Annotated in this window: 11 protein-coding genes; 5 read left to right on the top strand and 6 right to left on the bottom strand. The window is 45.0% G+C overall.

Annotation, left to right across the window (positions count from 1 at the left end; genetic code table 11):
* Positions 1–12 precede the first annotated feature (12 nt).
* Entirely contained in the window at positions 13–1,989 is a 1,977-nt protein-coding gene (locus tag ACTXGE_RS03680; RefSeq protein WP_443541740.1) for a glycine betaine ABC transporter substrate-binding protein, read from the bottom strand.
* Between the two features lie 227 nt (positions 1,990–2,216).
* Positions 2,217–3,680 (bottom strand): coniferyl aldehyde dehydrogenase, encoded by a 1,464-nt coding sequence (locus ACTXGE_RS03675; RefSeq protein ID WP_443541742.1) that lies wholly within the window; start codon positions 3,678–3,680, stop codon positions 2,217–2,219.
* 255 nt (positions 3,681–3,935) lie between these two features.
* Between ACTXGE_RS03675 and lipB the strand changes: the two genes are divergently transcribed.
* From lipB to ACTXGE_RS03660, 3 genes are all read left to right on the top strand, one after another.
* Positions 3,936–4,709: a lipoyl(octanoyl) transferase LipB gene (gene lipB / locus ACTXGE_RS03670; protein WP_443541744.1), complete on the top strand. Its 774-nt coding sequence runs from the start codon at positions 3,936–3,938 to the stop codon at positions 4,707–4,709.
* Positions 4,710–4,909: 200 nt separating this feature from the next.
* On the top strand, positions 4,910–5,440 hold the full coding sequence (locus ACTXGE_RS03665; RefSeq protein ID WP_443541746.1) for an inorganic diphosphatase: 531 nt from the start codon (positions 4,910–4,912) through the stop codon (positions 5,438–5,440).
* Positions 5,441–5,592: 152 nt separating this feature from the next.
* Positions 5,593–6,066, top strand: a complete 474-nt coding sequence (locus ACTXGE_RS03660) for a hypothetical protein (protein WP_443541748.1) — start codon at positions 5,593–5,595, stop codon at positions 6,064–6,066.
* A gap of 83 nt (positions 6,067–6,149) precedes the next feature.
* On the opposite strand, the gene ACTXGE_RS03655 is transcribed toward ACTXGE_RS03660, so the two are convergent.
* On the bottom strand, positions 6,150–7,037 hold the full coding sequence (locus ACTXGE_RS03655; protein ID WP_435949087.1) for an SDR family NAD(P)-dependent oxidoreductase: 888 nt from the start codon (positions 7,035–7,037) through the stop codon (positions 6,150–6,152).
* Between the two features lie 326 nt (positions 7,038–7,363).
* Between ACTXGE_RS03655 and ACTXGE_RS03650 the strand changes: the two genes are divergently transcribed.
* Positions 7,364–7,765 carry a DUF1622 domain-containing protein gene (locus ACTXGE_RS03650; protein ID WP_317198991.1) on the top strand — a complete coding sequence of 134 codons (402 nt, stop codon included), beginning with the start codon at positions 7,364–7,366 and terminating at the stop codon, positions 7,763–7,765.
* 117 nt (positions 7,766–7,882) lie between these two features.
* Here ACTXGE_RS03650 and dusB read toward each other — a convergent pair whose 3' ends face one another.
* The 3 genes from dusB to ACTXGE_RS03635 all read right to left on the bottom strand — a co-directional run bounded on the left by dusB (position 7,883) and on the right by ACTXGE_RS03635 (position 11,771).
* A complete protein-coding gene (gene dusB / locus ACTXGE_RS03645) occupies positions 7,883–8,920 on the bottom strand; it encodes a tRNA dihydrouridine synthase DusB (RefSeq protein WP_443541751.1) in 1,038 nt (345 codons plus the stop codon).
* A 95-nt stretch (positions 8,921–9,015) separates the two neighbouring features.
* Positions 9,016–11,079 (bottom strand): BCCT family transporter, encoded by a 2,064-nt coding sequence (locus ACTXGE_RS03640; protein ID WP_443541753.1) that lies wholly within the window; start codon positions 11,077–11,079, stop codon positions 9,016–9,018.
* 263 nt (positions 11,080–11,342) lie between these two features.
* Positions 11,343–11,771: an HIT family protein gene (locus ACTXGE_RS03635; protein ID WP_317198994.1), complete on the bottom strand. Its 429-nt coding sequence runs from the start codon at positions 11,769–11,771 to the stop codon at positions 11,343–11,345.
* A 208-nt stretch (positions 11,772–11,979) separates the two neighbouring features.
* On the opposite strand from ACTXGE_RS03635, the gene ACTXGE_RS03630 reads away from it, so the two are divergent.
* Entirely contained in the window at positions 11,980–12,753 is a 774-nt protein-coding gene (locus tag ACTXGE_RS03630; RefSeq protein WP_443541755.1) for a hypothetical protein, read from the top strand.
* The last annotated feature ends 68 nt before the right edge of the window (positions 12,754–12,821 follow it).

Below are 12,821 nucleotides of genomic sequence, written 5' to 3'. Positions count from 1 at the left end.
GCTCAAGACGCTCTACCCTATGTGCTGGCGACCCGCTTCAATGGTTTTTTGACGCGCACGCTTACCTTGACCGAACGCTTGGGTAATGCGGTCAATGATAATCGCCATAATGACAATCGCGGTACCTGCTTGTAGACCTTGCCCGATATTGAGCGTTTGAATAGACTGCAATACATCCTCGCCTAGACCTGGCGCGCCAATCATAGAGGCCAGTACCACCATCGCAAGCGACATCATGACCGCCTGATTGACCCCAGCCATGATGCTGGGCAAGGCTTGCGGTAGCTTAACCCAGATAAGCAATTGCCAATGAGTACTACCAAATGAGCGCCCCGCCTCAATCATCTCGTGATTGACTTGAGTGATACCGAGCATTGTTAAACGTATCAGTGGCGGCAAAGCATAAATGACCGTTGCAAACAGCGCGGGCACTTTACCAATGCCAAACAGCATGAGCACAGGTATCAGGTAAACAAAGCTTGGCATCGTCTGCATAACATCGAGTATCGGCGTGATTATCTTGCGTAGTATCTGGCTCCCTGACATCGCAATGCCAATGGGAATCCCTATAACGATAGTGACCAGTACTGATACGATCAGCAGCGCCAGAGTATCGACCAAAGCGCCCCATAGTCCAAAAGCGCCGATCAAAAACAGCCCAGCGCCGCAAGCGAGCGCAAACCATATCTTACGTACCCCAAACCATGCCAATACTGCAACGGCTGCAATAATAAGCCAAGGCGGTATAAAGGTTAAAGCGCGCTCAATGGGCAATAATAGATAAGTTAATGTCACACTACTAATGCTACGAAACACATCGCCGTATTCTCTGACGACAGTTGCCAATGCCTTGTTAAGCGAGTCCTCAAGTGACCATGAGGGGAAGCTTGATGATAACGCCAATAAGCTATTTGTAGGCTCAACAGAATCAAGAGGCGTGTTTACATCAGTATCACCCGCACTACCTCCCGAGGCGTTTATACCTAAAGCTGTGGCCAAATTGCTTGCTGCGTCAGCCGATAGCCACTCTTGCCAGACGCTAGGGTTTTCACGCAAAAACAGTAAGGCTTGCTCATCGCCACTGCGCTTGTTTTCACTCATAGCTAAAATAGCGCCGTTAAGCTGATCAGGGGTGAACTGTACTTTTTTATAAGCCTCAACCAGATCAGGATTATCGTTAATAAAAGGCGTTGAGGCGGCGATTTTGAGTGGTGATACGGGAAACCCTGAGACGCAGTCTGAGGTGCCATTTGCGATTAACAGGTCTTGCCAGCACTCATCAACATGCTCAGGGAACTCAATCGGTGCAAAATCGTATTTGGCGATCAAGCCTGTTGGCTGCCAGTAATAAAATAGCAGCGGTTTGCGCTGCTCAAAAGCAGAGGCAATCTCGGCATCGAGCGCCGCACCTGTCCCTGGATGTGCATTGTTAAAGACACTATCTAAACCTGTGTTTTTGAGCAGGCGCGTATTAAAGATCTCACATGCCCAGCCAGAAGGACAATTCATAAATCGCGCACGTTTTGGATCCTGTGGATCACGAAACAGCTCCGCGTATTTGGGCAGATCTTCATAGCGGCGTAGACCTGGATTGTCCTCTATTACATACTGTGGAACATACCAGCCTTGGGTTGCGCCGCCTTTTAGCGTATCGCCAATGACCGCCACTTTATTGTCATTGATGGCTTGCTCCATAATCGGTGAGCGCCCTACCCACTGCTCGCTTATGATCTGAATATCGTTTTGTGACAGTGCGGTCTCAAGCGCAGGACCTGCGCCAGGCACCTCCTCGACCGTGCAGCCATAGCCATTTTCGGTGATGTATTTGAGCACGCCTGCTGTAAATTGACCGCTCTCCCATGTCAGCGCGCCAAACTTAATGGGTGTATCACACGCCGCTGAGGTTGCAGCAGAGGCGGTCGACATGCCAACAATCGACCAGAAAAATGAGCTGAGCAATAATACACTGAGTGCAATCCATTGGCGCATGAGCGATCCTATTTGTGGGTCTAACTAGAGTTCTAACTATGACTGTTTATACTAAAAGACTTAGCGATGAGCTTTATTACTTTTAACGTATTGATTTAAAGTGTAGCGATTTAGAATAAAGATAACAAACGCTTATTTATCAACTTTACAGGTACTACTTTATTTTTTGTAAAAAAAAGCGCTTATATCCATAAGCGCTTTTATATTTCTAATCTTTTAGATTCTCTTTATTTTAAGAACATACCCATCGCTTTTTTAAAGAATCCGCCATAAGGAGGTAATAAGAAATTCATACCGTTGAGCTTAGTCTGCACAAACACAGGCTTCATATGGCTTAAACGCTCAAATCCTGCTTTGCCGTGATAAGCGCCTGTACCTGAATGCCCAACGCCGCCAAACGGCAGATCATGCTGTACCACATGCAAGATAACTTCGTTGATGCATAAGCCGCCCGATACCGTATTTGAGCGCACTCTGTCGATATCATATTGATTGTCCCCAAACACATACAGCGCTAGTGGACGAGGACGCGCGTTTACAAAGCTAATGGCATCATCGAGTGTCTCGTAATGCATGAGCGGTAATACGGGTGCAAAGATTTCATTCTTCATCACCTCGCTACCAGAGGTTGGCTCAACGACGACGACAGGCGGCATCAAGCGCGTCTCGATATCTGGTCCCACTTCGGTCAATGGATAGACGCCTTGGCCTTGTAAGCTATCGATATAGCCTTGTACGCGTTTGAACTGTGAGCCGTTGATAATACGCGAGTAATCAGGATTGTTCTCGATATCTGGATAGTGTTTATCCATCCACTCTCTTGCGAGTCTGATAAATTCATCATGATGTTTGCGCTGAATCAGTACGTAATCTGGCGCGATACAAGTTTGACCCGCGTTAAGCGTTTTGCCCATCATAACGCGGTTGACCGCCGCCTCTAAATTGGCACCTTCTAAAACGATAACAGGGGATTTGCCACCCAGCTCCAAAGTTACAGGAGTCAGATTGGGCGCAGCGGCTGCCATTACCTTTTTGCCGACAGCGGTAGAGCCAGTATATAGCAGATGATCAAAGGGCAGCTTACTAAATTCTTCGGCAATCTCAACTTCGCCTAACACTACAGAGACCATATCAGGAGAAAAATAATGCGCGACGAGTTTTGCAAACGTTTCAGCAAACTTAGGCGCCGCTTCACTCATCTTAATCATGATGCGATTGCCTGCTGTGAGCGCATCAATCATCGGTCCTATCGCCAAAAACAGTGGATAGTTCCATGGCACCATGATACCGACCAGTCCTAAAGGCTGCGGCTGAATCTCATTATGCGCGGGACGATACAAAGCGGATATCGGCATGCGCTGCGGTTTCATCCACTTTTTGCCGTACTTTTTGGCATGAGTGATACCCGTAAAGCTTGGAAACAGCTCAGCGAACTGCGTCTCAGACTGGCTACGATAGCCAAAATCTTCGCTAATAGCTTCGGCAATCTGTTCTTGGTTATCACTAAGCAATAGCTCGAGGTTGTCGAGCTGCGTCTCACGCTCGTACCAGTCATTAATCGGCTGGCTACGACTGAGCGCTTGCATACGCGTAAACTGCGCTTGCATCTCCTCAACGGTATTAATAATGCTCATGGTACGATCTGTATGCATCTGTGTATTATCTTGAGTGATTACATCATTATCTGTCATTTGTCTTCCTTGTCATGTCTAGAGTAAGCCAGTGTGAGCCACTGTCAGTTGCCACTTAATGTAGCGCAAGCCTATCACAATGAAAAGTGTATTTAGCGTACTGGTAGGTTTGTATAGTAAAATTAAGCACAGCTGCTACACTTGTCTATGACTACCATTGTTTTCTCATATTGCCATCATTGCGCTTAGTCCTCTTTATTAGGGCAAGAAGCGCAATTTAAAGCATGAGCCCTATATTCTAATACTGTGACGACTATGCAAAATTATACGCACCCAACCAGTGATACCCTGATTATTAGATCATTGTCTAAAGCTGACTACGTAGCAACCCACGAGGCAATGCTGGCGCGTACCCTTGAGCGCATTGAATTAAAAAAACAGCATACGCAGCGCACTCCAGATGAGTTATGGATAGTCGATCACAATGATGTCTATACTTTGGGGCAAGCAAGCAAAAAAGAGCATATCTTGGAGCACACTAATACCCCTATTATCCAAACCGATCGCGGCGGGCAAGTCACTTGGCACGGGTCTGGGCAACTGGTGCTTTATTGGTTATTTGACTTGGACAGTTTGGGCTGGAGTGTACGTAACCTCGTCTCTCATGCTGAACAAGCATTAGAGGATGTGCTCAATGACTGCTTGGCGTCTATGGATAGCCAAGATAACATCAGCGCTCATGCACGCCGCGATGCCCCAGGCGTTTACTTATATAGTCACATGACTGACTCTGACCATACTATTAAGCGTGAGACAATTATGCTCGGCAAAATCGCCTCTCTTGGGTTTAAGATTAAGCGCGGCTTTAGCTATCACGGTATTGCGCTCAACATTAATTGCGATCTGTCCGCTTTTAATGCTATTAACCCTTGCGGGTACGCGGGTATGCAAATGCTACGTTTGGCAGACTTTGTCACTATGGACACCGATTCATTATCTTATGAGCAAGCGACGCAAAAACTTATCGATAATATCGCTAAGCGTCACGCCGGTTTCATCGAGCTGCGACCTCTTGCACCTAAAACTTAAAACGCTCTAGCATAAGCGTCTAAATCATAACTTTTGTGTTTTAAGCTTTTGAGTCCTATTTTGCATAATATCGTGCCAGCTTAGACTTAAGCAAAATAGGAAAATATGTCGCAAACTTGCTATACTCGCAAACCGTAGTAACCTCTTACCTTTTACTTCTCACATTTTTTTGCTAAAAACGTATTCATTAGGAGCCCTTTATGGCAGATTTTAATAAAATTTTGGACGCAGGTGATGTAGACGGCGGTATTATCAACGTTGTGGTTGAGATTCCAACCGGTAGCAGCCACAAGATTGAGTGGAACCGCGAGCTTGCCGTATTTGAGCTTGACCGTGTTGATCCACAGATTTTTGCCAAACCTTGCAACTATGGTTTTATTCCGCAAACCCTTGATGAAGATGGCGACGAGCTAGATGCGCTCATCATCACAGAGCAGCCTCTGCCTACTGGTATTTTCTTAAAAGCGAAAGTCATCGGTGTGATGAAGTTCGTTGATGACGGCGAAGTCGATGACAAAGTCGTTGTCGTTCCTGCTGATGACCGTGATACAGGCAACGCTTACAATAGCTTGGACGATCTACCAAAGCAGCTCATTAATCAATTACAGTTCCACTTTAGCCATTACAAAGACTTGAAAAAAGCGGGCACGACTGTCGTTGAATCTTGGGGCGATGTGTACGAAGCTAAAGAAGTCATCAAAGAATCTATCCAGCGCTGGAAAGCGTTATAAGCGTCTTTTAGACTCAAAAGTAAGTAAGTGATAAATTTACCGTAATTGTTTAATTGCGGTATTTTTTTGGCTAAAATTAAGCACAATAAAGTTGCTATAATAAAAGTGCTACTACTCACATTGAGCGGCGCAATTGACGCTTAAGGATAAATATGTTTAACCCTGATGGCTCTAATACCGATACAAGCACTAAGCAAAAAAAACTGCCAAAATCAGTGATAATGATGATCGAAAAAGGCAATCTTGTCATGGCGATAAAAAACCTAGCGCAAGATGAAAACATCAGTATGGATGCTGCCAAAGCGCGCATTGATGCCTATGAGATGACGCTCAAAAACAAGCAGCAGCAAAAGCTTAATAGTATCGCCAGCAAGCAAGGCATTCCCAATAGCGCCATTAGCTTTGATCAAGAGCAACAGGTAGAAGGCTTTGATCCTTTAGTCAAAGACCGTGTCAAATCCACGCCACCTGAGCAAGGGTTTAAAAGCTTGCAGCGCGGAGTTGAGAGTCAGTTGGATGATATCGGCTACAGAAAACCTGTTATCCCCTATCTTGTTAAGCGCCTCCTTATCATCGTTATCATCATGGCAGGACTATTTTGGATACTATGGCGAGTGTTTGGCTAGAGCGCTTCATGAGATAGTGCATAAAAAAAGGAATGCCAATGCATTCCTTTTTTGTGGTGATGTTTTTATACTGATATAGGCAATTAGTGATGCTCACCTGGCAAGATTTTGGCAAAGGCGCGCTGAGCGAGGTTGGGTTTGGAGTCTGTCGTGAGCGCCGCATCTGAGCTTGGGAAGATACGATAACCCATCGACTGAATACCAACATTGATCGCAGGCGCTAGTGAGTAAGTAGCTGAGGCAAACTTACCCATGTTGCTAGCGATACTATTAGGCTTATCTACGATCGCTTTGGCAATCATTAGTGCCGCCTCATTAGGCATTAGCGCTGGCATGTAACGATACAGCTTAGTTGGCGCAATCATAGGCGTGCGCACTAGTGGCATAAAGATATTAGTGATCGTCACGTTGTCACCTTTGACCTCAGCGGCCAAACAGCGACTAAAGGCATCAAGCGCAGACTTTGAGGCGACATAAGCGGCAAAACGCGGACTATTTGCCAAAACACCGATCGATGAGATATTAACGATTTGACCGGCTTGCTGCTCTATCATACCGGGCAAAAAGCCCAAAATGATTTTGACCGCGCCAAAGTAGTTGATGTCCATCGTACGCTCAAAGTCATGAAAACGATTGACAGATTCGTGAACCGAGCGGCGGATTGAGCGCCCAGCATTATTGACTAGCACATCGATACGATCAAAATCAGCTTTGATTTGTTCGCCCACCTTTTCGATATCATCCATGTCTGTCAAATCACAAGGATAGTAGCTGGCTTTACCGCCAAGCTCCTCGATATTTTCTTTGACCTTTTTTAGTTTTTCTTCAGTACGTGCCAGCATTATAACGTGCGCGCCGCATTCGCTTAGCAAATAAGCGGTACGCTCTCCGATACCACTTGATGCCCCCGTAATAATAATGTTTTTGCCTTTAACAGATTTAGAAATCGTTTTTTTCGAGGGGTTAGCCATAAGATGTCCTTTTTTTTGGTGGTTATCGATACATTAACATTCCATATTAATGCCTACATTTAAAATAGCAAAGATTACTTATCAAATCTGCCGTATATTTTGTCGCTTAACCATTGTTAGTTGATGGCTAAAATTTGTCAAGTTTATTGTTAGAACGCAGCGACAAAAGGAGCTATTGCTTTTATAAGAGGTATTTCAAAGCGTAAACAACTTTTGGTGATTTTTCATTTGTTGCATAAAAACAAGTATCGAATTAAAACAAGGTGTCACAATACTGCCGTGCTCATTTGATAAAATAAACATCTTTGTAAAGGTAGGAGAATGTTTTGATTGAGACCTTAGCGCACTATATCGATTTAATTGCCAAAATCGTTGAGGTGATTGGTGTTCTGATTATGTTTTTAGGACTATTTTACGCACTGTACCGAGGCATCAAGGTGACAGGCGGCTTTAATCATGATACTTATGTCGAAATCAGGCAGACGGTTGGCAAGTCTATCTTGCTAGGACTTGAGGTTTTGATTGCCGCTGATATTATGGCGACGGTAGTTACAGAACCGACCTTGCGCGGCGTATTGGTTTTAGGCCTTATTGTGCTGATTCGTACGTTTTTGAGCTTATCATTGCAAGTGGAGCTAGAGGGTCGCTTCCCTTGGCAAAAAGAAAAAGCGCCGCAGAGGACGCAGCGTGTGCATGAAAAAATCTATGACGAGAATCTAGAACCATAAGTAACTTGGAGTCATAAGCCAGTTAAAGTCATAAGCAACTTAAAATCATGACTCATATGCTATGATAAAAACATACTGCACAAACAATAGAGCAGGCACAGTGCTACAGGTATAGCGCTATTCGTGTGCTTGCAAGAAGCGCTCGACCACTTTAAATTGCCCAGCGGTACTCTCCTCATCATACATCGCTTGACGAAAGGCGTTGGAGTTTGGAATACCTGTAGTGTACCAAGCGATATGTTTGCGGGCAATACGGCAACCAGAGTACTCGCCATAAAACGCATATAGCTCTTGTAAATGCGTGAGTACAATATCTTTAATCTCACTCACACTTGGCGCATCAAGACGTTCACCTGTACGCAGATAGTGCTCGATATCTCGAAATATCCACGGTTGCCCTTGCGCCGCGCGTCCAATCATAACGGCATCACAACCAGTCATCTCATATACCTGCTGGGCTTTTTCGGCGCTATCAATATCGCCATTAGCAATGACAGGAATGCTAATGCTGTCTTTGACTTCGCGTATCAGCTCATATCTGGCGTTGCCGGTATACATATCCTCGCGCGTACGCCCATGAATGGCAATAGCAGCAATCCCTGCTTGCTCAGCGCGCTTGGCCACCCGTAATATATTCTCGCGACCATTTTCAAACCCCAAACGGGTTTTTAGGGTCACAGGAACGTTGACCGCGTTGACCGCTGTATCGAGCAACCTTGCGACCAACTCCTCGTCTTGCAATAGTGCTGAACCGGCAAGCTTACGGCAGACTTTTTTGGCAGGACAGCCCATATTGATATCAATAATCTGCGCGCCATTATCGACCTGATAACGTGCCGCCTCGGCAAGCTTGTCTGGTTCTGCCCCTGCAATTTGCGCGGATATTGGCGCAATCTCACCATCAAAGTTGGCACGGTACAGAGACTTTTTGCGTGCATACAGAGCAGTATCAGCAATGATCATTTCACTGACCGCGTGACCTGCGCCAAAGGATTTGCACAATCTGCGAAACGGATTGTCCGTCACTCCTGCCATAGGCGCAACCATCAAGCGGTTTTGTATCGTTAAGCCGCCGATATTGAGCGGCTGCAACAACGGATGAGTCGTCGCAGGATGCAGGTGCAAATCAGGAGTATCCAAGGTATCTATAGACATAAAAAACGGCTTACATTTAGTCAAATATATTAATAAAAGCAAGCCGCTATTTTAAGGGTTGAAAGCTATATTGCAAGTGGTGTGTCTATTTATGCTTACTTATCAAACACACTACCTTGTTCAAGAGTAATATGCTCGTCATGTTCCTGCATTCGCCAAGGCAAACTATCAGGCGACTCATGCAAAAAGTGCAGATATTTTTCAAACTGATCGATAATATCATTAATCACAGACTCGCTTTGATACCCATACAAATCATAGGTCTGCCCGCCGCGTCGTAAGTAAACTTGCGCGCGATGATAGTGCTCTTGCGGTATATCGCTAGTAACGCTCTCTTTGCTGGTGACGCCTTCTTGATAGTAGGCAGGTGTATCTTGATGAGTCAGACGCACCTCATACCAGAACTCGACGTTATCGCCGCGTTGTAGCTCCAGCACTGCCCTATTATTGACCTCATCGTAATTTACCTCAGGTTTCCAGCCCGTCTGTCTAAACTTTTCGGCCACCTCAGTCATTGATGACATGACCGTACCCTTAATATAGTCTAAGACATCCTCGCGGCTAGGTTGTTCAGTGATGTAGTCAATGCGGTCACGCCAAGCGTCAAGTTTGAGCAGATGCGGCGGTAGATGGTTTTCATTCGCCAAACTCTCGTTACGATGACCCTCGATGCGTAACGCTTTCCACATACCATACATAGCAATTAAGATAATAATAGTAAACGGCAAAGCACTGACGATAGCTGCTGTTTGCAAAGCCTGCAAACCCCCTGCCAGCAAAAGCACAGAGGCTACAACCCCTAATATCAACACCCAAAACGTACGCTGCCACGCGGGCGTATCACTGCGACCGCCTGCTGCTAACGAGTCAATAACTAGAGAGCCCGAATCAGATGAGGTAATAAAAAAGGTGACAATAAGTACCACTGCTAGAGCGGAAACCACTTGCGTAAAGGGCAAGTTCTCAAGTAGCTTAAACAAAGCGATTGCTTGATTGTTCTGTACGTCACTAATTAACGACTCATAGCCTTGTACCATAATCATGTTGAGCGCCGTATCACCAAATACAGCAAACCAAAAGAAGGTAAAGATCGTTGGCACTAGCATCACGCCCGCGATGAACTCACGGATAGTGCGACCACGGCTGATTTTGGCAATAAATATGCCGACGAATGGAGACCACGAAATCGTCCATGCAAAAATAAATAGCGTCCAGCTGGTAATCCAATCACCTTGCTGATAAGCCTGCAAGCTAAAAGTGCGCTCAACGATATTACCCAAATAACTGCCCGTATTTTCCATAAAGGCATTGAGTATAAATACCGAGGGCCCAACAATAAATACAAACAACATCAAGGAAGTCGCCAATATCATATTTAAGATAGACAAGCGTTTAACGCCTTTGTCCATCCCTGCCAATACTGATATCAGTGCCAAACCGGTAATGATCGTGATAGCAATGACTTGCACAGTCGTATTCACAGGAATACTCGGAACCAAATAGTTTAGACCCGTATTAATCTGCGAGACTGAAATACCTAAACTGGTGGCAAGTCCAAACAAAGTACCCAAAATGGCAAACACATCGACCGCATGACCAATAGGGCCGTATATCTTGTCACCAATAATCGGATAAAGCGTTGAGCGCATAGATAAAGGCAAGCCTTGACGATAAGCAAAATAAGCTAAGGTTAGCGCCACTACTCCATTGATCGCCCAAATGTGAAAGCCCCAGTGAAAATAAGCAATCTGCATGGCTTCTTTGGCGGCAGCAATGGTTTGAGGCTCGGACAGTGGCGGCGTGGCAAAATGCAGTACGGGTTCAGCGACGCCATAAAATAGCAACGCAATACCGTACCCTGCTGAAAACAGCATCGCAAACCATTCTATAAAATTATACTGTGCCTCACCATGATCAGGACCTAACTTAATACCGCCATAAGGAGAAAACGCTAGTACCACAATAAACATCAAAAACAGCGCCGTTGCCAGCATATAAAACCAGCCAAAAGTCTCTGTGGTAAAACTCAGTACCTGCTCAAATGCCCCGCTAGCCAGCTGCGGATTGACCGAAGTGCCAATGACTAGCAATATCATGACAATCGCTGTCGGGATAAATACGGGCATCAAAATAGTAGAGCGCACGCGTTTATTCTGCATAGTTAAACCTCTAAATAGGGCCGGTAGTTAAAACCACCTTGTTATCGATAGTTTGTATAAAAGCATCAAATGTATGGCTGCTTAAAAATTGAGCAGTCATGCTATAAAGGTGACGTTTATACCATAGTCCTCAACTAAATTCCAAAATAACAGTAGATTCAATAGTTTGATTTTGGAGCTTTGACACATTTTTAATCAAAAAAAGAGCAACCCGTAAGTTACTCTTTATCTTATGCTTAGTAGGCTTTGATGTTAGTGCACTGCTAGCTTTCAATCGCTGCTGCAAGCTTTTGTGCCAGCTCAGCTAACTTGTCATTGTCCGCCTGCGCAGCTGCATGAACGCCCAATTCATGAATACTGCCTGGTATCAGATGAATGTGATAATGAAATACCGTTTGGCCCGCTTGCGCGCCGTTTAATTGCATTTGGATAATACCTTCGCGTGCAAACACTTCTCGCTGCGCGCTCATTACCTTTTTAGCACTCATCAGTACCGCTGCCGCGTATTCAGGTTCAAGATCAGCTAAATCAACCGCTTTTTGCTTAGGGATAACCAGCACATGACCCTCTGCTTGCGGCATAATGTCCATAAAGGCTAAAGTTTTATCATCCTCATAGACCTTGTGATGCGGAATATCACCGTTTAGCATTTTGGCAAAAATATTATTATCGTCGTAATTGTTTTGGCTCATTATTTTATCCTTATTTGGGTAAGCTTGCCTTTATATCAGCGTAACTATAGTGAACGATATAGGGGCAAACTACAAGGTGCACCTGTTTTAAAACTATTATTTATCACGTCATCTATTGCCGCCTAAATGGCCTATATAGCTACTATTGATTAGCGAGAAGTAGCGCAAAAATGCTATACTATGAGCCTATTTTGACGACGATAACTCTATGGATTCGACGCAATCATACGATAAAATATCAGTACAGCCAGACTTAGTACAGCCAAATCAGGATGCTGGGGACGCCGCAGTAGCCTATACTCATGAAACCTACGAGCAAATACCACTTGATACCCGTGTCAAACCGACTATAGATCCAAACGCTTACATACTTGCAGACGCCATCACTGATGATTTGATCAAATGGCACATTCACAACTGTAAAATCACCAAAAGACAAGTGACGCAAGATGAACCATTGCCGTTTTTGTATCACTATGATAGCTTAGATGACGCTGTTAAACAGAGCCATCCTTTAACGCCTGACTTGCTTGCTCAATTTAATACGCCTATGAGCGCTCAGGATGCTGCCACACTTATCGGTATCGATGAAGCACTGATATCGACGCCTTGGCACATCAAAGTGGTCGGCTCTGTCGTCGTATTTAGCGAAGCCTTGCAGTTAGCCGTGCGCTTGCAATGGACTAATACAGGCAAAGCCACCGAGCAGCTGTACATGCAAAATAAGGAAGACGCTATCAAAGCGGCCTTTAAAGACTGGCAGTTTTTTGGCCGTGTCGATGTACTTTATAAAAACGGCAAACAAAAACTGGTCAGTATTGATGAGAACGGCACAACTGATGAGTCCGTACTTATCTTTGAGGTCAGTAGCGACTATCAGCAACTGCCAGCGACGCATGCTTTAGCCCTCATTGCCAAACTTGAAGCTGACAAAGACAAGCTGCCTTGGTTTGAGGCGGCTATTTTGGAGCGTATCGAATAACTTAAGACAGCTATTCGCTTATAAACCTATTACTAGCGATTATTAACCCTCAAAGCACTCACTCCTGT

This window comes from Psychrobacter sp. T6-4 (genome assembly GCF_052258425.1).
Taxonomy (GTDB): domain Bacteria; phylum Pseudomonadota; class Gammaproteobacteria; order Pseudomonadales; family Moraxellaceae; genus Psychrobacter.
The sequence above is the reverse complement of the archived record's forward strand: the minus strand, read 5'-3'. Positions and strand labels throughout refer to the sequence as shown.